Below are 24,089 nucleotides of genomic sequence, written 5' to 3'. Positions count from 1 at the left end.
GCTTTTTGTGCCAAAATGCAAAAACAAAGGAAATGACCTTTAGATAGATGAGAAAAGTTATAGATAAAAAAACAGCGTGCATGGCAGTAGTCATGCTGATTGCGCTTATATGTATCCTTAGCATCTGGCCTATCAGAATGTGGACATCTGTCCTTGAGACTTCTCCTGGAGGAGATATTCTTTCCGAGAGAGAAGAAATTAACTTTGAAAATACTTTGATGCAACAGTTTGTATCACAGTATGACAGACTTAATTCCATCGACGTATATATAGATGAGGTAGAAAAAGGCAGATACGTTAGTGCCACTATCACGGATGAATTTTATTCCAACCTCGTGAAGGTCTACGTAGATACGGAAGGACTTGAGCTTCCAGGGTATGTGAATATCCCATTTGAGTACAACATGGAAGTTGGCAAGAACTATTACCTTAAGCTTGAGGGCTGCAGATCCAAGTATTATCCATCTCTTGAATCAGTTCCTGATGGATCTGGCTATGTGGGTTCTGTATATGTAAATGGTCAGGAGAGACCAGGCAGGCATCTTGCAGCAAGATATAACTATAGGCTTCCAATATCCAAGCTGGCATCAGTTAAGCTGATGGCTATGATCATCATGATCACGGCATTGTTAGAGGCATTTATATACCTGTATTTTAGATTAAGACCAGGTAGAAACAACTTAGTTACAGTCAAGCAGGCAATTAAGACGATCGTAAATCCTTTGATCATATTGGTGTTTGGTGTTTTGATGATCATGGTATTCCCGCTCAAGATCTTTGATCTTAGAGTGGCAGATATCATCTTTTACGAGATAGGTCTTATCATTACAGCTGGAATGGCCCTTTATGCAGTTAATCACAAAGTAATAAAGCATGAAGAAGGCGTGTCATTCTGGGAAAATATCAGTAGGAACAATAAGCTTGTTTATATTCCGATGATGTTTTCTATGGCTATGGCAATCTGGTATGCCTGCACCTATATGAATGACCTGTATGATATCTATCACACAATGTCAGAGCGCAGAATGGTCATATGGCTCCTTATTATGATCATACTTACATTTAGCTATAAAGAGGTTGTGAATCTGTACAACTTAGTATGGGCTATTGGTTCAACTATTTTTGGAATTCACTATTATTACAGCCACCTCTTACCTGATACAGAAAAAGAATATGATCTCCACAATGCGATCCTTAAGTATGGAATCATGATCGTGATCCTTGGTGGTGTTATCGTATTAAATCTCATAAGACTTGTTGTTAACGCAGTAAAGGCAAAGAGATATAATGAGCACAGTAGCTCTGATAAAAGACTCAGACTCTCTACTTATGGCTTTGCGGTAATAGTCTTCCTTGCAGCTATTGTCATTATGAGAAATACAAGATGGTGGGGCGTTGCTCTTGCTGTCATATTTACAGTTTTATACATCAGACTTTTTGTATGGAAAAATAGAGCAGACTGGATCAAGATAGTATCCGGCGGACTCATGACTAATTTTGCAATATCACTCATATTTAGCCTTCTTCACAGATACTTTACAGGTTACGTGAGCGGCAGATTCGGATTCTTGTTCCATACAGTGACAGTAACAGCTGAATACTTTACATTTATGGGAGCTGTGGCAGCAGTTCTTTTGACAGCCAAGATAGTAGCCCTCCCTAATGGGATAGGTGTGAAAAAAGTCTTCTTCTCAGCCTGGAAGGAGATAATACTATTTGGATGGATATCTGCCTACGCGATATTTACAGTATCCAGAACAGCAATACTTGCACTTGGTGTATGTACATTGGCAGTGCTTATAGTTACAAGTGTTTACCACAAGAAGCAGTTCATCCGTATGGTTGCTGTTATGGTGGCGGCATTTTTGATCTGCTTCCCGGCAGCATTTACACTTCAGCGAATCGTGCCAGCTATGACGGCTGATCCTGTATTTTACGTTATCGATGATGCAGATGAGTTCGTAAGAGGCGGCGCTTCCTGGGGCAATTCAAACTTCATGTGCATAGAGAGATTTGTAAATCTCTTTAGTGACAAGATATTGGGAATGGACGTAAGTGATTACGACTATCCAAATGATTATTACAACTACGATATGAATGGAAATGGTGATCCTTATCTTGATTACTATGGAAATCCATATGAGGGTAGTGACGAGCAGCAGCAAAAATATGGCTACAACATCATTGAGTCAGATGACAACATGCTTGCAAGCACGCACCTTACAGGGGCAGAAATTGCAGTCCTTGCCCTTACAGAACAGCCAAACGAATATGTAGATTCATCCAACATAATAGATGTGCTTTCAAACGGACGAATCACTATTTTCAAGTCTTATATACAAGAACTCAATATGACAGGACACGATGAGATGGGAGCGCCACTTCCTAACGGTGAGATCGCAGTACATGCGCATAACACCTATATTCAGGTGGCTTACGATCATGGAATCATTGTTGGAATCCTATTTGTGATATTTATTGTGTTCGGAATGATCTGGGGAGTTCATTACTACAGAACTGACCATGCAAAAGAGCCGTTGGCTCTCCTTCCATTTGCTGTTATAGTTGGCTTTGCCTTTGCAGGCATCAGTGAATGGGTATTTATGTTTAGTAATCCAATGACACAGGCGCTTATGTTGTCAATTGCGCCACTTATGTTCAGATCATTACAGAAAAAATAACGATGGAATCGAGCTATGAACAAGAAGAGTAAGGAACCATTTAATTATCAAAAATTATATAGAAGAACAGGACTTATCATTTATGATGTGCTCAGCATAATCATGTCTAGTTATGTTGCAATCCTCATAAGATATGAGTTCAAGATCGGAAGTATTCCAGATCACTTCCTTGATCCTGTTACTACATTTTTGCTTATAAATATTGCGATCACTCTTTTGATCTTTTATCTGTTTAAGCTTTATGACAGCTTGTGGGCATACGCCGGCGAAAGAGAGATGCAGAACCTGGTAATGGCATGTGTTCTTTCTGGAATTGTTAATGCCATCGGTCTTCAGTTCTTTAAATCTGCAGATCAGCCAGTTCCACAGAGCTACTACTTCCTGTATACATTCCTTCTGATAACATTTATCTTTATCAGCAGATTCTCATACAGGTTCCTTAGAAGCCACAAGAATAGAGCTGAGAACAAGAATAACAGCAAAGCCGTTATGATAATTGGAGCTGGTGAAGCTGCCAATATCATCATCAAGGATATCAATACAAGTAACTATTCAACAATGTCCATCAAATGTATCATCGATGACGATACCAACAAATGGGGCAAGTACATCCAGGGTATCAGAGTAGTTGGTGGTAGAGACAGAATCGTTGAATGTGCTGATCTTTATGATATTGATGAGATCATTGTTGCTATTCCTTCTGTTTCAAGACAGGAACTTAAAAAGATCCTTGAGATCTGTAAGAACACAGATTGTAAGCTTCGTTCCCTTCCAGGAATGTATCAGCTTGTAAACGGCGAAGTTAATGTATCAAGACTTCGTGATGTAGAAGTAGAAGACCTTTTAGGCAGAGATCCTATCGCTGTAGACCTTGATTCTATCGCTGGTTATGTTAGCGGCAAGACAGTAATGGTAACTGGTGGCGGCGGATCCATCGGATCAGAGCTTTGCAGACAGATAGCTGGTCACAAGCCAAAGAGACTTATCATTGTTGATATCTATGAGAACAATGCCTATGACATCCAGCAGGAGCTTAAGAGCAAGTACCCAGACCTTGATCTGGTAGTCCTTATTGCTTCTGTTAGAAATACTCTTAGAGTAAATACAATATTTGAGCAGTACAAGCCTGAGATCGTTTATCATGCAGCTGCTCACAAGCATGTACCTCTCATGGAAGACAGCCCAGGAGAGGCTATCAAGAATAACGTATTCGGAACTTGGAAGACAGCAATGGCAGCAGCCATGAATGGGACCAAGAAATTTGTACTCATCTCAACAGATAAGGCTGTTAACCCTACAAACGTTATGGGTGCCAGCAAGCGTATCTGTGAGATGATCGTTCAGACCTTTAATAAGCATTACGACACAGAGTTCGTAGCAGTTAGATTTGGTAACGTACTTGGGTCTAACGGTTCAGTTATCCCTCTTTTCAAAAAGCAGATTGCTGCAGGAGGACCTGTAACTGTTACAGACCCTAACATCATCAGATACTTCATGACTATCACTGAAGCGGTATCACTTGTGCTTCAGGCTGGAGCATTTGCAAAGGGCGGCGAGATATTCGTCCTTGATATGGGAGAACCAGTAAGGATCCTTGATCTTGCTGAGAACCTTATTAAGCTCTCTGGCTACAAGGTCGGCGAAGATATCAAGATCGAATTTACAGGACTTAGACCTGGTGAGAAGCTCTACGAAGAGATGCTCATGGATGAAGAAGGCCTTCAGGATACAGCCAACAAGATGATCCACATCGGCAAGCCTATTGAACTTGATGAGATGAAGTTCTTTACAGGACTTGAAAGACTTCATAAGGCCGCAAGGGCTGAGTCACCAGAGATAAAGAGCCTTGTGCAGGAGATAGTTACAACATATCATCCTACAGATAATGAAGAAGATAAAACTCAGGAACATATGGAAGCTCTCAAAAAAGCTGCTGAAAAGATAAACGAGGAGTAATTATGGAAATCAAGCCATTTGAAAAGAAAGTATATCTTTCATCACCTACAATGCACGGCGATGAGCTTAAATTTATGCAGGAAGCCTATGAGACAAACTGGATGTCTACTGTAGGTGCCAATATAAATGAATCTGAGAAAATGATCGCAGAAAAGATTGGATGTAAAGACGCTGTAGCTCTTTCATCTGGTACTGCTGCTCTTCATCTTGCAATCAAGCTTGCAGGAGAAAGACTCTATGGCCAGCCAAGGACTGGACATGGCGTCTTAGAAGGAAAGAAGGTCTTCTGTTCAGATATGACCTTTGATGCCACAGTTAATCCTGTTGCTTACGAAGGTGGCGAAGCTGTTTATATTGATACAGAGGCAGATACCTGGAATATGTGTCCTAAGGCTTTAGAGAAGGCTTTTGAGATATATCCTGATGTTAAGCTCGTAGTGATCGCTCATCTTTACGGAACTCCAGGTAAGGTTGATGAGATCAGAAAGATCTGTGATCAGCACGGAGCTCTCATCGTTGAGGATGCTGCTGAGTCTCTCGGAGCAACATATAAGGGCAAGCAGACTGGTATTTTTGGTGATTATGGAATCATCTCTTTTAACGGAAACAAGATCATCACTGGTTCAGCAGGAGGAATGTTCCTTACAAACAATATTGAAGATGCGCACAAGGTACGTAAGTGGTCAACTCAGGCCAGAGAAGATGCACCTTGGTATCAGCATGAAGAAATTGGTTACAACTACCGCATGAGTAATGTTATTGCCGGCGTAGTAAGAGGCCAGATTCCTCATCTTGAGGAGCATATTGCTCAGAAAAAGGCAATCTACAACAGATACAAAGAAGGTCTTAAGGATCTTCCTGTCAAGATGAATCCTTTTGATGAAGCAAACAGTGAGCCAAACTTCTGGCTATCATGCCTTATTATCGACAAAGAGGCTATGTGCAAGCAGGTTAGAGGCGAGAAGGATGTACTCTATGTTTCAGAGCCTGGTAAGAGCTGCCCAACACAGATCCTTGAAGCAATTGCAGCCATCAACGCAGAAGGCAGACCAATCTGGAAGCCAATGCACATGCAGCCTATTTATAGAATGAATGCTTTTATTACAGTATCAGGAAATGGAAGAGCCAGAAGTAACGCATACATCAAGGAGACAGGCTTTACAGATGTTGGAGCAGATATCTTTGAAAGAGGTCTTTGCCTTCCAAGTGATAATAAGATGACACCACAGCAGCAGGATGTGATCATTGAAGTAATAAAGAAGTGCTTTGAATAAAGCTATAGTGCAAAAGAGAATAAGAACATGAAGAATACCATATATTCAAAGTATGTAAAAAGAATAATAGACATTTTGCTGTCACTTGTGGTGATAGTATTGTTTTTCTGGCTTTATCTTATTGTGGCTGTTCTTGTAAGAGTCAAGCTTGGAAGCCCGGTTATCTTCAGACAACCAAGACCTGGTAAGGATGAGAAGGTATTTAACCTTTACAAGTTCAGGACCATGACAGATGCAAGAGACAAAGATGGTAATCTCCTTCCAGATGAAGACAGACTTCCGGAATTTGGCAAAAAGCTACGAGCAACAAGCCTTGATGAACTTCCAGAGTTCTTCAATATCCTTAAAGGTGACATGAGCTTTGTTGGTCCAAGGCCACTTCTTGTTAAGTACCTTCCTCTTTACAATGAGGAACAAAGGCACAGGCATGATGTGAGACCAGGCCTTACAGGATGGGCTCAGGTCAATGGAAGAAATCTTCTTAGCTGGGAAGACAGATTTGAAAAAGATGTATTTTATGTAAATCACATTTCTTTTTTGATGGATCTTAAGATCGTATTCATGACTGTTGCAGTCGTGTTTAGACATAATGATATAAATAGTGCGACGGATGCCACAATGGAGGCATTTACCGGCACTAAACCAAAGGAGTAAAGTAATGAACATTCTTTTTTGTAGCGTAGGAAGACGCTGCGAGCTTTTAAAAGATTTTAGAAAAACACTTGGAGACAAGGTTCGTATAGTTGTTACAGATAACAGCCCTTATGCACCAGCTCTTGCATTTTCAGATATGAGCTACAAGGTGCCTCTTATTACAGATGAGAACTATATTCCTATGATCCTTGATATCTGTAAAAAAGAGAAGATCAATGCGATCACAACACTTATCGATCCTGAGATCTCTATTCTTGCAGATCACAGAGCAGAGTTCGAGGCGCTTGGAGTTGAAGTTCTTGCTCCTTACAAGGAGACTGCAGACCTTTGCTTTGATAAGTATGAGATGTTCAAATATCTTAGTGAGAAAGGTGTCAGAACAGTCAAGACTTATGGCACTTTCGAAGATTTTGATAAGGATTACAAAGAAGGAAAGATCAGTCTTCCAGTATTTGTTAAGCCTAGAACTGGTAGCGGAAGCGTAGGAGCCAGAAGGGTTGAGTCCTATGAACTGTTAAAAGAAGTTATGGAGAGAAGCCCAGAGCTTATCATCCAGGAGCTTATGACAGGTAAAGATATGGATGCAGACCTTTACGTTGATACTGTAAGCGGCGAAGTCATTGCAATCTTTTCTAAGAAAAAGATCTCAACAACTATCGGCGGAGCCAACAAGACTATTTCCTTCAAGGATGAGAAGCTTTTTGAATTTGTAAAAGACGCTATGAAGGTCTTTAAGTTTAACGGACCTCTTGATATGGATCTCTTTTTCCAGAATGGAGAGTACTATCTCTCTGAGATCAATCCTAGATTTGGCGGAGCTTATCTCCACGCATATGGCGCAGGTGTAGACTTCCCTTCATTCATCTACAGGAATGTCATGGAAAAAGAAGCTAACAAGCAGCAGATAGGCCAGTACAACGAAAATGTTGTAATGATGATGTATGACAGCGTGGTTATCGATACTCTTGATAATCTCCAGGAGAGAATGAAAGAAGTTTGATCATGAAAATATTGATCCTGACCAATTATGCTAATGGACTATACCTGTTCAGAAAAGAGCTGGTGGAGTCCTTTATAAAAGAGGGACATCAGGTTGTTGTGTCAGTCCCATCTGATGAAAATTGCAAAAAACTTGAGGGACTGGGCGTAGAGATCATAGAAACAGCGCTTGATAGACATGGTATGAATCCTGCAAAGGATATAAAGCTTTTTAACACATATCTTTCTATGATCAGAAAAGAAAAGCCACAGGTTGTTCTTACATATACCATAAAGCCTAATATATATGGAGCTATGGCTGCTAAGATCCTCAAGGTTCCTTATATCAGCAATATTACAGGCCTTGGAACTGCCATAGAAAATGGCGGAATGCTCAGTAAGATACTGATCAAGATGTATTCATCATCACTTAGAAGAGCACAAAAGGTCTTTTTCCAAAATGAAAAGAACATGGATTTCATGCAAAAGCATGGAATTGCAAAGGATAACGCAGGACTCCTTCCAGGTTCTGGAGTAAATCTGACTGAACATCCGTTTAGAGATTACCCTTCTGAAGAGGATGGAATCAGACTCCTTGCTGTAGTAAGAGTTATGAGAGATAAGGGCATTGAGGAATATCTTAATGCTGCCAAGGTCGTCGGTGGTTCTAACTCTAATGTTCACTTTGAGCTTGTCGGAGAGTTTGAAGAGGATGAGAGAGACAAGTACGAGGAACAGATAAAAGATCTTGAGAAGCAGGGACTTTTAAAGTATTACGGACATTTGGACACTGTTGAACCTGTTATGGCAAAGAGCCATGTGATAGTTCATCCTTCATATCATGAGGGACTTTCAAATGTTCTTTTGGAGGCAGCGGCTTGCGGAAGACCGGTTCTTGCTAGTAATGTTCACGGATGTATTGAGACTTTTGAAGATGGCGTATCTGGAATGGCGTTCAAGTCGCAGGACAAGGAAGCTCTCATAGATGCCATTAAAAAGATGCTTGCTCTTACCAAGGAACAGAGAAGTGAAATGGGCAAAAAGGGCAGGAAGTATATAGAAGATCATTTTGATCGTAATATAGTTATAAATGCTTACAAAGAAGAACTAGGGCGACTTTAAGTCTATATAATATATTGGTTTGACATGCGTAGTATAATATTGACGTATGTGAAAGAAAAAGTTTTTTGAATGAATTTTTTGTGTGGAGGAAACACCATGAGTTTATATGAAAAGCTTCTCTCAGGAGAAGAGAAATTATCACTTGTAGGACTTGGCTACGTAGGAATGCCTATCGCAGTTGCTTATGCCAAGAAGATCAAGGTAGTAGGTTATGATTTTAATGCTGCCAAGGTTGATCTTTACAAGAGAGGAATCGATCCTACAAGAGAAGTTGGTGATGAGGCTATAAAGGAGACATCAGTAGAGTTCACAGCAGATCCAGAAAAGCTTCGTGAATGTAAGTTCCACGTAGTTGCTGTACCTACACCAGTTAATGATGATCATACACCAGATCTTTCACCTGTAGAGGGCGCCAGCCATACACTTGGTAAGTACCTTACAAAGGGAAGCATCGTAGTTTACGAGTCAACAGTATATCCAGGAGTAACAGAAGACATCTGCGTACCTATTCTTGAACAGGAGTCAGGCCTTAAGTGCGGCGTAGACTTCAAGGTTGGTTATTCACCAGAGCGTATCAACCCAGGTGACAAGGTACACAGACTTGATACTATCACCAAGATCGTTTCAGGTATGGATGAAGAGACTCTTGAAGAGATTGCAAACGTATATAGCCTCGTTGCACTTGCAGGCGTTTACAAGGCTCAGTCAATCAAGGTTGCTGAGGCTGCAAAGGTTATCGAGAATTCACAGCGTGATATCAATATCGCTTTCATGAACGAGCTTTCAATGATCTTCCACAAGATGGATATCGATACAAAGAGCGTTCTTGAGGCAGCAGGCACAAAGTGGAACTTCCTTCCATTCCGTCCAGGTCTTGTAGGAGGACACTGCATCGGTGTAGATCCATATTACCTTACATACAAGGCTGAGGAGCTTGGATACCACTCACAGATCATTCTTTCAGGTAGACGTATCAATGATGATATGGGTAAATATATCGCAGAGTCATGCGTAAAGAATCTTATCGCAAATGACATTGCAGTTAAGAATGCAAAGGTAGCTATCCTCGGATTCACATTCAAGGAGAACTGCCCTGATACACGTAATACTAAGGTTATCGATATCTACAACGAGCTTGGTGAGTATGGAATCACTCCAGTAGTTGTAGATCCAGAAGCTGATTCAGATGAAGCTAAGAGACTTTACGGTATCGAGTTCGAGACTATGGATGCAGTAAAGGATATGGATGCAGTTATCGTAGCTGTAGCACACAAGGAATTTGAGAACTACAAGCCAGCAGATATCGCTAAGTTCTTCAATCCTGCGCACAAGACAAAAGTATTCATGGACCTTAAGGGCATCTACAACATGAACGACTATAATTCTCCTGAGTATAATTATTGGAGACTGTAATTTACGCTTTGGAAACGAACGATTTATCTAAATAAACAGTGCATAATGCTTTGCGGACGCTTTCGCTCCGTTGAATTCGTAACGGTACTAATGTCATAAAGGACATGACATAAGTACCGACGAATTCAAAGGCTCGCAAAGTCCTTATTGCACTTAGTTTATTTAGATAAATCTGTGTATTGAAAGGAAATTTATAGAACAATGAGTTTTAGAGAGTTAAAGTTTGATCCAGATAGTGTGTTCCTTGTAACTGGTGGAGCCGGTTTTATTGGATCAAATATTTGTGAAGCATTACTTGATATGGGTTATACAGTTAGATGTATGGATAACCTCTCTACAGGACATATTGAAAATATACAGCCATTTATGGATAATCCAAAATTCACTTTTATTCAGGAAGATATAAGAGATTTGGATGCTTGCATGAAGGCAACTGAAGGCGTTACATATGTACTTAATGAGGCTGCATGGGGAAGTGTTCCAAGAAGTATTGAGATGCCTCTTCTCTATGAGGAGATCAACATCAGAGGAACTCTTAACATGATGGAAGCTTCTAGACAGAACGGTGTTAAGAAGTTTGTATATGCTTCAAGTTCTTCAGTTTATGGTGATTCAACTACTCTTCCAAAACAGGAAGGTCATGAAGGAAATGTTTTATCTCCTTATGCACTTACCAAGAAGACTGACGAAGAGTATGGTAAGCTTTACAAGAAGCTTTATAACTTAGATACTTACGGACTTCGTTATTTCAACGTATTCGGTAGAAGACAGGATCCTAATGGCGCATATGCAGCTGTTATTCCTAAGTTCTTAAAGCAGCTCATGAACGGTGAGACACCTACGATCAATGGTGACGGTAAGCAGTCAAGAGACTTTACATATGTTGATAACGTAATCGAGGGTAACCTTAGAGCTTGCCTTGCTCCTTCAGAAGCAGCCGGTGAAGCTTACAATATCGGAGCTGGCGGAAGAGAGTATCTCATCGATGTATATCATCATCTTACAGATGCACTTGGACTTGACGTAGAACCAATCTACGGACCACCAAGAGCAGGAGATATAAGAGACTCTAACGCAGATATTTCAAAAGCACGTAAGAACCTTGGCTATGATCCATCATTCGACTTCAAGGCCGGAATCAAGCTCGCAATTGACTGGTATAAGGAAAATCTGTGATACCGAAAGGTTATGACTAATAGGTGGGGATGTGAATGTGTATATATCCACATTGGGGACGCTTTCGCTCTGTAAAAAACGTAGCAGTACATAGACGTCAAAAGACGCCGTCTTGTACTGACGTTTTTTAAAGCCCCAAAGTGAACATATACACATTCACATCCCCTCGTTTTATGTATAAGTATAGGTACAATTATCTAGTTTTTATTCATAAAAATAGGTGCAGATATGTATATTACGATAAGATTGGATGACATAACTCCAGATATGGACTGGAGCAAATTTAATACGGTAAAAGAGATATTAGATAAGCATCAGGTTAAGCCTTTAATTGGTATTGTTCCTGACAATGGAGATAGCAAGCTTAAACTTAATGATTCTAGAGCTGATTTCTGGGATTATGTAAAGGAACTTCAGGATCAGGGATGGATTGTTGCTATGCACGGTTTAAATCACCTGTATACTACTAAGAAAGGTGGTCTTTTTCCGCTGAACATGAAATCTGAGTTTGCAGGTCTTGACTATGCTACTCAGGATTCAATGATCAAAAAGGGAAAAGAAATCCTTGAAAGCCACGGCATCCATACAGACATGTTCATGGCACCCTCCCATTCCTATGACAAAAACACCTTAAAAGCCCTTAAGGCTAACGGCTTTACCAAAGTAACCGACGGCTTTGGCAAAAAGCCTTATAAAAGAGACGGAATAACCTTTTACCCAATATCCATGCAGAAGTCAAAGAGCATCAAAGACTCAAGTAACGGTATTACCACCTTCGTGTACCATGCTAACACCATGGAATGTAAAGATTTCCAATCCTTTGAAAAACTATTCGAAAAAACTACAGTAGTTTCTTATTCTGACTTTTTTGAGTATAATATAGAAAGTCGGAATTTATTTAAAAATCTTAGCGAGTATTTACTTGCTAAAACCAAATACTTAATAGTTAGATATCGCAAGTGATAATCTTATTATTAGGTAGTACGGATTACTTTATAAATCGGCTGTTGCTTTTAGTTGATTTTTAAAGTTAGTAACCACTTTTTATTTTTGAATTATTAGTTGATATGTGATCTATGGCTTATTGATCGTGACGTAAATGTGATTGCGGGCCTGTGTGAAGCAATCTTGAGGCCCTTACTCCTGGTCGGCACTTAGCTTCTGTTTTTTAGAAGCTTATGTGCCGTTACCAAGGAGTACGGAGCGGAAGCGTGCCCAAGATGCTTTACACAGCACCAATCACTTCTATACACAACCTATCGCCATAGAGCACCTACACGGGGAGCCAATATGGAAGAAGGATATGGACAGATAAGAGTGCTTCATGTTCTGGGGGGACTTGGAGTTGGCGGCGCGGAATGCCGTATAATTGATCTATATCGAAATATGGATAGAGACAAGATTCAGTTCGATTTTCTTGTGCACTATTCACCTGAAAAAACTGGAAAGAAAAGTCCGACTTCTGATGAACTCATGGCAGTTCGAGAGCCGGACTATTTTGATAATAGCGTAAAGAAATTGGGAGGAAGGATATTTTGCCTCCCTAAGTTTGTAGGAACCAATGTTGTGGAGTACAAAAGAGCTATTAAACAGTTCTTTAAGGAACATCCAAATGAATGGAAGGTAGTTCAGGGCCATATGACCAGTACAGCAGCTCTTTATCTTCCAATTGCCAAGAAGGCTGGTGTTCCAATCTGTATCGCCCACGCCAGAAGCGCTGGAGTTGATCAGGGCATTAAAGGAATAGCAACAAGATTTCTGAGAACTCCGCTTCACAAGGAAGGCATTACTGATTATAATTTCGCTTGTTCCAAGGAAGCCGGCATTTCAGTATTTGGAGATACATTAGTCAATGCTGGAAATGTGCGAATTATTCCTAATGCCATAGACCTTAGGAAATTTGCATACAATGAGGAAAAGAGAAATGCCATAAGAGCTGAACTTGGTATCTCCAACGCTCTTGTTATAGGTCACGTTGGAAGCTTTAGATATGCCAAGAACCATGAGTTCCTTTTAGAAGTATTCGCAGCTCTTTGCAGAATGCTTGATAATGACGACAATAACAGATTCAGCATGCTTCACGGCATGAGAATACGTCTTTTGATGCTTGGTAAGGGCCCTCTCATGGAGGAGATGAAAAAGAAGGCTGAATCATTACATATATACGATAGATGTATATTTGCAGGCAATAAGAGTAATGCCAGCGATTACTATCAGGCCATGGACTATTTCTGCTTCCCTTCAAGATACGAAGGGCTTCCGGGAAGCGTAATAGAAGCACAGGCTTCAGGGCTTCAGTGCCTTGTTTCTGATGCAGTCACTCCTGAAGTAGACGTTACAGAGCTTGTTTCTATGCGAAGCATTAAGTCAGAGCCTAGAGACTGGGCTAGAAAGATATTGGATGATCTCATGCTTCATGAGGACTACCATAGTGATCCGTTATCTGAAGAGATGAAGCTCAATCAGACTTTTACAGCAATTGCAGGAGAGCGCAGAGAGAGCGTGTTTGAGACAGAAGAAACTCCAGACTTTGACAGCCTTGATGAAGGAACAGGTTTTGAGAAATTAAATGTAGCTGATTCAAGTAAACAGCCAAAGAAGTCAGAAGGCTTTTCTATTGGAGACAGGCAGGGTTCTTCTGCTTATATTTTGAGTAAACTAAAGCATGCCGGATTTGACGTAAAGTCTCAGGCAAAGATGATGGCTTATTTTTATGAAAGAGGACATTTTTAATGAGTTCAGAAAAAAAGAATCTCCTTTTGATGGTACCAATGCTCCATCAGGGAGGCTTCGAAAGAGTCTGCATCAAGACTGCAAGACTCATGCAGGAATTTTATAACGTCCACATTTTGATATTCAGCTCCAAAGATATCAATTTTGATATCACAGGTCTGGATGTCATTGATATTGACGTGCCTGCACAAAAGGGAATAGTTAATAAAGTTATAAATGTCCTTAAAAGAGTCAAAAAGACCAAGAAGGTCAAAAAAGATCTTGGCATAGATATTTCTTACAGCTTTGGAAGTTCGGCCAATTACGTAAATGTCCTTTCTAAGGGAAAAGAAAAGGTGCTTACGGGACTGCGTTGCCAGACAGATATGGACAACAAGAAGAATGTCAGACTTTTTTGCAACAGATCAGATCAGGTCTTATCATGCTCCAAAGAAATTGTTAGAGAGCTTGAAAGAGAATATTCATATAACAGAAGCACCTATATCTACAATCCCCTTGATGTAAGTGATGTGCAGGATAAAGGCGCTGAGGAGATAAAGGATTATCCATTTAATGAGCCGGATGTTAAAGTCATTTCCTGCATGGGAAGAAATGACTACATCAAAGGAATCTGGCACCTTGTCAAAGCTTTTTATCTTGTTGAAAAGGCTCATCCGGAAGCAAGACTTATTGTTCTTGGAGCTGGTGACTGGTCAGACTATAGAGATATGGCTTGGAGCCTTGGAATAAAAGAAAAGGTGGCCTTTCCAGGGGTTAGAAAAAACCCGTTCCCATATGTGGCTAAGTCAGATGTATACGTTTGCAGCTCCAACCACGAAGGCTTTCCAAATGCAGTCTTAGAGGCAATGGCACTTAAAAAGCCTCTGATCTCTGCAGATTGTAAAACTGGACCTAGAGAGATTCTTTTGAATGAGGATCAGTACAATGCTTTGATAAAAGAAATTCCAAATGGTGACAGCATAACAAAGCCGATTGAAGGCGAATTTGGTATTCTCGTTCCTGATATGAGCGAAGAAGTAAACATGGATCCGGAAGATATTTCTGATGAAGAAAGAGTTCTTGCGGATCAGATCATAGCTCTTTTGGATAGTGATGAAAAAATGAAGCACTATTCAGAAAAAGCATACGAGAGAGCGCTTTTCTATACACCTGAAAAATATCAGGCAAGCGCTCATGAAATATTTAAAAGATATGAGTGATATTTTATGAAAACAATTGCTTTCCATTTAAACTGCCTGGTTCAGGGCGGCGCAGAGAGAGTAGTCACAAACCTTGCAAATAAGTTTGCAGAGGAGGGCTATAAGGTTTACGTTGCGACTGAATGGTACGATGAAAATGAATACGAGCTTGACCAGAGAGTCACAAGAGTCCATGTAGGCCTCAAGGATACTGATGAAAAGAAAGGGCGAGTTACTAAGTTCCTTTTACGAGTTAAGTACCTTAAAGAGTTTCTTAGGGAATACAGACCGGATGTGCTTGTTGCCTTTGCTCACAGAGCAAACTACAGGGCGCTTATGGCTAATAAGGGATTTGGAATACCTACAGTAATTTCTATCAGGATCAATCCTATAGGTTTTTATGATTCCTTCTCGGATAAGATACAGATAAAATGGCTCTTTCCAAGGGCTGCAGGCTGTGTATTCCAGACTCAGCAACAAAGAGAGTTCTTTAAACCATATCTTCAGGAGAACTCAAGGATCATCATGAATCCATTAAATCCAAAGTTTATTGGTGTGCAGAGACCTGAAGTAAAAGAAAAGGTTGTGGTAAACCATGCAAGGATCGTAGATTTCAAAAATCATCCGATGCTGGTTGATGCCTTTGCTATAGTTCATGACAAGCACCCTGATTACGTGCTCAAGATCTACGGACCTGATTCTTTTGACGGAACAAGAGAAAAGGTAGAAAGAAAGATTGCAGAACACCATTTAGAAAACTGCGTATTTCTCATGGGAAGCTGCAATGAGATAGATAAGGAAATACCTAAGGCAGAGGTTTATGCCTATAGTTCAGACTATGAAGGTTTTCCTAATTCCCTCTTGGAAGCTATGGCTATGGGAATGCCTGTAGTTTCTACAGACTGCCCTCCTGGCGGACCAAAGATGGTAATAAGAGATGGTGAAAATGGCTTCCTTGTACCTGTAGGTGACCATGAGGCTCTTGCAGACAGGATCTGCAAACTTATTGAAGATAAAGAGCTTGCAGAAAGATTTGGAAAAGAAGCATCAAAGGTTTCAGAGATTGCCAATGTTCAGACTGTATTTGAACAGTGGAGAGATTATCTGGAAGAAATAGTTAAAGATAAAAAGGATTGACCTAGATTATGTGCGGTATTTGCGGATATGTTTCAAAAAAGAGAATAACAGAAGACGAACTCCGGACTATGAACGACACCATGATACACAGAGGACCAGATGACAGTGGTGTTGAGCTTTATGACGGTACAAATGATTATGTGATAGGCTTTGCTCAGAGAAGACTTGCAATTCAGGATCTTTCTCCACTTGGACATCAGCCTATGCATTCAGAAAATGGCAGAGTCTCTATCGTATTTAATGGTGAGATCTACAACTTCCTTGAACTCAAAAAGGAACTATCAGATTATACCTTTAGATCAAACTGCGATACCGAGGTCATCATCGCCTCCTATCTCAAGTGGGGAATCGATATGGTAGACCATATCCATGGAATGTTTGCCATTGCCCTTTATGACAGAGAGACAGACGAGATATTCCTTATCAGAGACAGGATTGGTAAGAAACCACTCTTTTACTGGGTCGATGGCGAGAATATCGTATTTGGTTCAGAACTTAAGCCTATTATGAAGTGCCCAGGATTTAAACCTGAGATCAGAAAGCAGGTTATTTCAAGATATCTCTATCAGCAGTACATTGCTGCACCAGAGACTATCTTTACCGATGTATATAAGCTTGAAGCAGGCGGCATTCTTAGATTCCACCATGGTGAGATAACCAAGTGGAAGTACTGGGATGTTAAAAAAGTCTACGCTGAAAAGTCAAAGGATCAGATCGAAAGCTATGAAGAAGCTAAGGCAGGCCTTAAGGAGAGATTAAAGAAATCAGTTGCATCCAGGATGATCGCTGATGTTCCTCTTGGAACTTTTCTTTCTGGCGGATATGATTCTTCGCTTATTACAGCTATCGCACAGGAACACTCAGACAGACCGGTAAAGACCTTCTGTATTGGATTTGATGTTCCAAGCTACAACGAAGCTGAATATGCAACAGAGATAGCAAAGCATCTTGGAACTGATCACACAGAGCTCTACATTACAGAAAAAGAGATGTTTGATCAGGTCAGCAGCATCGCTCAGTACTACGATGAGCCATTTGCTGATAACTCTGAGATCCCTTCTATGCTTGTAAGTAAGCTTGCCAGAAAAGATGTTACAGTAGCTCTTTCTGGTGACGGAGGAGATGAGTTCTTTTGCGGTTACAACATTTATGACAATGTCAGAACAGCGCAGCTCTTAAATGCGCCAGGACATATGGTAAATTCAATTGGTAAGCTCCCACTTGGAAGTGGCAAGCTTATTGACAAGATGCCATTTAGAGTAAAGGTGGTAGCTGGCAACAGAGACCATGAGACCAAGACTCAGCTGGTATCAAGCGGATATATCACATCAGCTCATGCATTTGTATCAGGAATTCCAGCCTTTGATATTCCAATGACAGCCATGGAATATTTAAAGACTGACTATAACAATCCTTCAAATCAGCAACCGGTTCTCTATCCTATTGAGAGCCTGTACAACGTTAAGAATTATCAGATCAGAAGAATGCTTCTTGATATGGACACCTATCTTCCTGATGATATTTTAGTCAAGATGGATAGAGCTTCTATGAAGTATTCCCTTGAGAACAGGTGCCCTATCATGGATACAGAGGTTATGGAGTATTCCTTCAGAATCCCACATAGCTTCAAGTATCACAAAGGAGATAAAAAGCACATTCTCAAGGATCTTGCATATGACTATATTCCAAGGGAGCTTTTAGAAAGACCAAAGACTGGTTTTGGCGTTCCTATGGATAAGTGGCTTCGCGGACCATTAAAGGATCAGCTCCTTGATTATAGTAATGTAGATTACCTTAAGAAACAGGGCATATTTGATGCGGATTTTGTATCAAAGTATATAGATAACTATATTGTTAATGGAGATGCTGGCCCAGCTACTGGCGCAAACTACAGTAAGATTGCCTGGTCCTTCTACATTTTCCAGCAGTGGTATGAGAGGTATCTATGCATATAGCAATGTACATTGGCTCACTGAATAAAGGCGGCGCAGAAAGGGTTATGTGCAACCTGGCTGAGTATTTTTACAATGAAGGCCACAAGGTTACCATGGTCACCACATATCTTGCTGACGATGAGTATGAACTTCCTGATGGAACCTGGTACAAGGAAGCCAAGGAAGGCTGCAGCGAAATCGAGGTCCTTAATCCAGACGACAAAAAGAAAAAAGTCTGGATCAACAAGTCAGAAGATGGTATCGCCAGAGTGTTCTCAGCTCTGACATTAGAGAACAGAGGCGGAAGACTCGCTAACCTGCGCAACAGAGTTCAGATACTTGAAAACATCTGGAAACAGATACAGCCAGATATCATTCTATCTTTCCTTGGAAAGAATAATGTTATGGCCATCAAGAGCGCAAGATCACTGGGAATTCCGGTTGTGGTATCAGTGAGGTCTAATCCCTCAAGGGAGTATGCTTCTAAAATACTTAATATTTCTATGAGGCACTATTTTCCAAAGGCAGCAGGCGTTGTGGTTCAGACTACAGGCGCTGCGGAATATTTTGGAAGAAATGTTAAGACAAAGATACTTCCAAACTCAGTTCATCCGGACTTTATAACCAGGAGCATCATTCCTTTTGAGGACAGGGCAAAAGAGATCGTGTCGGTAGGAAGACTTGATGACAACAAGAATCAGATCCTTTTGATAAAAGCCTTTGCAGAGATTTCAAAAGAGTTTGATGATTATAGACTCGTTCTCTACGGCGATGGACCGTCAAGAGAAAAGTTCAAAGAAAAAGCCAAAGAGCTTGGCCTTTTAGATAATGAAAAGGTGATCTTTAAAGGCAATGTCAGTGATGTACCTGATCATATCGGCTCTTCAGAGATATTCGTGCTGACATCCAAGCAGGAAGGCTCGCCAAATGCCTTGATAGAGGCCATGGCTTTGGGACTTACCTGTATATCTACGGACTGTCCATGCGGCGGCCCTAGAGACCTTATTACTGATGGCGAGAATGGACTTTTGATCCCTATGGCATCAGATGAGGAGATGGTAAAAGAGCTTGCTAATGCTCTAAGGAGAGTCATTACAGATAGAGACTTTTCTAAGAAGCTATCTGATAATGCTGCATACGTTAGAGAGAAGTACAGCCCTGACAAGATAAACAGTCAGTGGAAAGAATACTTTGAAGAAATACTTAAAAAGTAATTTGTAACTTAGAAAGGCAGTGTGAGAAGCAGTGCAATTTAATTCATATATCTTTATATTGTGTTTTCTGCCCATTACTCTGCTGGGATACTTTGGGCTACACCATTTCAAAAAAGAAAAGCTCGCTCAGAGCTTTCTTTTACTGATGAGCCTTTGGTTTTATGGGTACTTTAACATAGGATATCTTCCTATCATCTGCGCCAGCATACTTGTAAACTATGGCGCATACAGGTTCATGAACAGGAAAGGTGTAAAAGATACTTCAAGAAAGCTTCTTCTGACACTGGCTCTTTTGTTCAATGTGGGACTTATCTTTTATTTTAAGTACTTTGACTTTTTTATAGACAATATAAATCACGCATTCAATACAGATTTTATCCTGAGGAATATTACACTTCCTCTTGGAATCAGCTTTTTTACCTTCCAGCAGATCTCATTCATTGTGGATGCCTATAGAGGTGAAGCAGCAGGATATTCATTTATTGAATATGCTCTCTTTGTATCCTTCTTCCCTCAGCTGGTAGCAGGACCCATCGTTCTCCATTCAGAGCTTGTGCCTCAGTTTAGAGATGAAGTAAGGCACCATGTGAATTTTGACAATCTTTCACAGGGAATCATGATGTTTGCAAGAGGTCTTGCAAAGAAGATCCTCATAGCTGATACCTTTGGAGGGGCGGTTGATATAGCAATATCCAAAGCCTCTGAGATAGCAGTAGGGGAAGGCGCTCTTACAAGAGCTGAGATCATTATCCTGATGCTGTCTTACACATTCCAGATATACTTTGATTTTAGCGGATACAGCGACATGGCTACAGGCTTGGGACAGATGTTTAACCTCAAGATCCCAATGAACTTCAATTCCCCTTACAAGGCCCTTTCTGTAGCAGATTTCTGGAAGCGCTGGCACATGACACTTACAAGGTTCCTTACGACCTACATCTACATTCCTCTTGGAGGCAATAGAAAAGGTAAGGCAAGGACCTATCTCAACACTATGATAGTTTTTCTTGTGAGCGGTATCTGGCATGGAGCCAACTGGACGTTTATTCTTTGGGGTATACTCCATGGAGTAGCCCAGTGCTTTAATAAGCTCACTTCTGGAATCTACAAAAAGATATTTGGCGCTGCGAAAGGTATTACAGGAGTTTTTGGAAAAGTATTGTGTGGCCTTATAAAGGCTGTTCAGTGGATCGTAACCTTTGCCTTCCTTAATGTTACGTGGCTACTCTTTAGAGCAGACAGCGTGACAATGTGGGTTCAGATTCTTAAGAGACTTTTTGTATTAAACCTCGATGTAAGAGAGGATATCCTGGAAAACTTCAGGATTCCTAAGTTTAGATATGTGCTTCAGATACTTAGGCTTCCGGCAGATGACAATATGGCCCTTTGGGCAGGACTTGTCCTGATAATGCTGGCAGCACTGCTTATATGCCTTCTCTTTCCAAATAACTACGAGAGAACATATAAGAGAAATGTAGTAAGTTTAGTGTTTACCTGGGTGATATTAGTGATCTGCATTATTTCACTTAGCTCAGTTTCAACATTTTTGTATTTTAATTTCTAGTTTTACAGGATCGGATATGAGCGGAAAAAAGTGGTTTGCTTCAATAATCATAATGTGCCTTGCGGCGCTTTTAGTACTATCAGGATGTGTCTTTTGGACAGATCCTTTTTTCCATTACAGGAGTCCAAGAGATTATTTCTATTATGATCTTGAGGAACAGCGCTACCAAAACGACGGAATCACCAGACATTTTGATTATGATGCCATCATAACAGGCACTTCCATGTGCGAGAATTTCTCTGCTTCAGAATTTGACTCAGTATTTGGAACAAACTCAATTAAAGTCACATTTTCCGGGGCAACCTATAAAGAGATAGAAGAAAATCTAAAAGCCTCTTTTAACAGCGGGCATTCACCAAAGTATGTCCTTAGAGGTCTTGATTATTCGCTACTTGTAAGGGATAAGGATGAGCTCAGACTTGATATGGGACAGTATCCGGACTACCTTACTAATAGGAATCCTTTTGATGATGTAAAATATCTTTTAAACAGAGATGCCATAGTAAACTACACGCTTCCAATCCTATTAAGATACTTAAAAGGCCAGGAAGGTGGACACACAAGCTTTGATTCCTACAGCTATACCGCAAGCAGGAACACCTTTGACAGCGCAGTCGTGCTCAATGGACGAACAAGCTTTGCGGATCCAGTTACTATAAATGAGGCGACTGAAGATGAAACTAACATGCTTACAGGCAACATAGAATACAACGTTATCAGCATGGCCAAAGAGCATCCGGAGACCACATTCCTTTATTTCTTCCCACCTTATTCCATGGATTATTTCGGAATCATAAGAGAAGAGGGGAATCTGTCAAAAGAGCTTGAGTACAAGAGACAGGCTATAGATATGATGCTTGAATATGACAACATTCACGTTTATAGTTTTACAATGGCAACAGACATAACTACAGATCTTGATAGATACAGAGATCCAGCTCATTATGATGAGGATGTGAATTCCTGGATCATCCAAAAGATCGGTGAATGCGAGGTTTCTGGCGCAGAGTCAGAGTACCGCATCACTAAGGATAATGTCGAAGAGTATTCTGCTAAAGAGAAAGAGCTCCTCGAAAACTTTGATTACAATTCACTTATTGGCTAAAGGGGAATAATATGTGCGGAATCGCAGGCCTATGCGGCTACAATAGTAATGGTGAAAAGAATATACGAAGAATGAACGAACGCCTTATTCACAGAGGACCTGATGCAGGTGATATTTGGAATAGCCCAGGGGACCTGGTTTGGTTTGGGCACAGGCGTCTTGCTATAAGAGATCTGTCCCAGAATGGATCTCAGCCTATGGTATCCAGAAGTGGCAAGTCAGTCATTGTCTACAATGGAGAAATCTATAACGCTGACAAGCTTGCAGATCTTCTTAAGGAAAAGGGCTATGTTACAAGCTTTAGAGGAACTTCTGATACAGAGGTCCTCTTAGAAGCAATCGAGCATCTTGGAATTACTGAGACACTTAAGTTTTGTAAGGGCATGTTTGCTCTTGCAGTTTATGATATGGAAACTCATGAAATCAGTCTTGCAAGAGACAGGATTGGTGAGAAACCGCTTTACTACGGCTTTGTAAATGGCAATTTTGTATTTGCTTCAGAAATATCAGCCATAAGAGCTATCGAGGGCTTCAAGAACCGTATTTTTGAAGAAGCACTTAATCTCTATTTTTGCCATGGCTATATTCCTGCGCCATATACTATTTACCAAGATATTTACAAGCTTGAGCCAGGAACTATATTAAAGGTGTCTGCGCCATTTTCATATTTCAGACCTGTTCATGAAGATGATGAGACAGGCGTTATTACTGGTGTTCAGAGATCTGGCGGTGAGCATAGCTTTGAAACCTACTACGATATCAGAGAAGTTGCCATAAATGGTCAAAAGAACCAGTTTAAGGGCACTGCTGAAGAGGCAGCAGATGAGCTTGAAAAGAGATTAAAAGAGTCCATCAGAGGACAGCTTGTTTCTGATGTGCCTATTGGCGCGTTCCTTTCAGCTGGAATTGATTCAAGTACTGTTGTTGCTCTGATGCAGGATGTGAGCCCTGAAAAGGTCAAGACCTTCACTATCGGTATGCAGGATCCAAAGTATAACGAAGCTGAGGCAGCCAAAGAGATAGCAGCGCACCTTGGAACAGAACATACAGAGCTTTACATAACAGAGCAGGATGCCAAGGATGTTATTCCTAATATTCCTCATATGTTTGGTGAGCCTTTTGCTGATTCATCACAGATACCTACATATCTTGTAAGTAAGATGACGAGAGAGCATGTAACAGTTTCACTTTCCGGTGACGGCGGAGATGAGCTCTTTTGTGGATACAGATCCTATGAATCTGTAGACAGGATCTGGAACAAGATGAAGGGTATTCCAGTCGGCCTTAGAAAAGGTGCTGGTAAGATGCTTGCTCATTCAAGAGCAGCCCACAGCGATGAGATCCTTAGGGATAAAGCGCGTCTTTTGCAGGCAAAGAGCCCTGAAGACCTCTATAGGATCCAGTACGAGATGGTTCCATTTGCCAAGGAGGTAGCAAAGAGCAAGATCATGCTGCCTTATAAATACAGCCTTTCAGAAAAAGACGTTCTGTCCGAAGTAAACCATGACATCATGCTGATGGACATGAAGATGTATCATCCTGATGACATTCTTGTTAAGGTGGACAGAGCAGGTATGGCTGTTTCACTTGAGAGTCGTATACCACTTCTTGATCCAGACGTGGTTGAATTTGCATGGAGTCTTCCAGTAAGTCTTTTACGTGATAAAAAGACAGGCGAGGGCAAACAGGTCCTTAGAAACGTGCTCTATCGTCATGTTCCAAAGGAGCTTATGGATAGACCAAAGAAGGGCTTCTCAATTCCTATCGGAAGCTGGCTAAAGACTTCTGAACTCAAAGATTGGGCTGAGGATCTGATAGCAGAGGATAAGCTTAAAAGAGAAGGATATTTAAATCCGGAAGTAGTACATAAGATCTGGAATAACTTTATGAGTGAAGACGGAACCTACCAGCCACTGATATGGTACATACTCATGTTTGAGCAGTGGCTAGATTATGGTATAATATAATGA

At 40.7% G+C, this 24,089-nt stretch carries 17 protein-coding genes; all 17 read left to right on the top strand.

The annotated features are described in order from the left end of the window. Positions 1–47 precede the first annotated feature (47 nt). The 17 genes from bhn_RS12710 to asnB (bhn_RS12630) all read left to right on the top strand — a co-directional run bounded on the left by bhn_RS12710 (position 48) and on the right by asnB (bhn_RS12630) (position 24,086). A complete protein-coding gene (locus bhn_RS12710) occupies positions 48–2,681 on the top strand; it encodes an O-antigen ligase family protein (RefSeq protein WP_071177045.1) in 2,634 nt (877 codons plus the stop codon). A gap of 15 nt (positions 2,682–2,696) precedes the next feature. Beyond that, positions 2,697–4,637 (top strand): polysaccharide biosynthesis protein, encoded by a 1,941-nt coding sequence (locus tag bhn_RS12705; RefSeq protein WP_071177044.1) that lies wholly within the window; start codon positions 2,697–2,699, stop codon positions 4,635–4,637. Positions 4,638–4,639: 2 nt separating this feature from the next. Continuing rightward, entirely contained in the window at positions 4,640–5,911 is a 1,272-nt protein-coding gene (locus bhn_RS12700; RefSeq protein ID WP_071177043.1) for a DegT/DnrJ/EryC1/StrS family aminotransferase, read from the top strand. Between the two features lie 27 nt (positions 5,912–5,938). After that, a complete protein-coding gene (locus tag bhn_RS12695) occupies positions 5,939–6,565 on the top strand; it encodes a sugar transferase (protein WP_193399758.1) in 627 nt (208 codons plus the stop codon). 4 nt (positions 6,566–6,569) lie between these two features. Continuing rightward, the gene (locus bhn_RS12690) at positions 6,570–7,565 is read left to right on the top strand and encodes an ATP-grasp domain-containing protein (protein ID WP_071177042.1); all 996 of its coding nucleotides are present in this window, start codon (positions 6,570–6,572) and stop codon (positions 7,563–7,565) included. Positions 7,566–7,567: 2 nt separating this feature from the next. Continuing rightward, positions 7,568–8,665, top strand: coding sequence for a glycosyltransferase family 4 protein (locus bhn_RS12685; RefSeq protein ID WP_083385987.1), 1,098 nt, complete (start codon positions 7,568–7,570; stop codon positions 8,663–8,665). Between the two features lie 96 nt (positions 8,666–8,761). Next, positions 8,762–10,078 carry a nucleotide sugar dehydrogenase gene (locus tag bhn_RS12680; protein ID WP_071177041.1) on the top strand — a complete coding sequence of 439 codons (1,317 nt, stop codon included), beginning with the start codon at positions 8,762–8,764 and terminating at the stop codon, positions 10,076–10,078. Between the two features lie 201 nt (positions 10,079–10,279). Next, positions 10,280–11,254, top strand: coding sequence for an SDR family oxidoreductase (locus bhn_RS12675; protein WP_071177040.1), 975 nt, complete (start codon positions 10,280–10,282; stop codon positions 11,252–11,254). Positions 11,255–11,482: 228 nt separating this feature from the next. Next, positions 11,483–12,217, top strand: coding sequence for a DUF2334 domain-containing protein (locus tag bhn_RS12670; protein WP_071177039.1), 735 nt, complete (start codon positions 11,483–11,485; stop codon positions 12,215–12,217). 327 nt (positions 12,218–12,544) lie between these two features. Next, positions 12,545–13,987, top strand: a complete 1,443-nt coding sequence (locus bhn_RS12665) for a glycosyltransferase (RefSeq protein WP_071177038.1) — start codon at positions 12,545–12,547, stop codon at positions 13,985–13,987. After that, a complete protein-coding gene (locus tag bhn_RS12660) occupies positions 13,987–15,186 on the top strand; it encodes a glycosyltransferase (RefSeq protein ID WP_071177037.1) in 1,200 nt (399 codons plus the stop codon). Before bhn_RS12665 ends, bhn_RS12660 begins: the two co-directional genes overlap by 1 nt. 6 nt (positions 15,187–15,192) lie before the next feature. Beyond that, complete coding sequence (locus tag bhn_RS12655) at positions 15,193–16,302, top strand: glycosyltransferase family 4 protein (protein WP_071177036.1); 1,110 nt, start codon at positions 15,193–15,195, stop codon at positions 16,300–16,302. A gap of 8 nt (positions 16,303–16,310) precedes the next feature. Then, the gene (asnB, locus tag bhn_RS12650) at positions 16,311–18,257 is read left to right on the top strand and encodes an asparagine synthase (glutamine-hydrolyzing) (protein ID WP_071177035.1); all 1,947 of its coding nucleotides are present in this window, start codon (positions 16,311–16,313) and stop codon (positions 18,255–18,257) included. Then, entirely contained in the window at positions 18,248–19,450 is a 1,203-nt protein-coding gene (locus bhn_RS12645) for a glycosyltransferase (protein WP_071177034.1), read from the top strand. Before asnB (bhn_RS12650) ends, bhn_RS12645 begins: the two co-directional genes overlap by 10 nt. Positions 19,451–19,595: 145 nt before the next feature. Next, entirely contained in the window at positions 19,596–21,014 is a 1,419-nt protein-coding gene (locus tag bhn_RS12640; protein WP_236845927.1) for an MBOAT family O-acyltransferase, read from the top strand. Positions 21,015–21,030: 16 nt separating this feature from the next. Further along, the gene (locus bhn_RS12635) at positions 21,031–22,119 is read left to right on the top strand and encodes a hypothetical protein (protein ID WP_071177032.1); all 1,089 of its coding nucleotides are present in this window, start codon (positions 21,031–21,033) and stop codon (positions 22,117–22,119) included. A gap of 11 nt (positions 22,120–22,130) precedes the next feature. Continuing rightward, on the top strand, positions 22,131–24,086 hold the full coding sequence (gene asnB / locus bhn_RS12630) for an asparagine synthase (glutamine-hydrolyzing) (RefSeq protein WP_071177031.1): 1,956 nt from the start codon (positions 22,131–22,133) through the stop codon (positions 24,084–24,086). The last annotated feature ends 3 nt before the right edge of the window (positions 24,087–24,089 follow it).

Source organism: Butyrivibrio hungatei (assembly GCF_001858005.1).
Taxonomy (GTDB): Bacteria; Bacillota; Clostridia; order Lachnospirales; family Lachnospiraceae; genus Butyrivibrio; species Butyrivibrio hungatei.
This window is presented reverse-complemented; position numbering and strand designations above follow the sequence as displayed.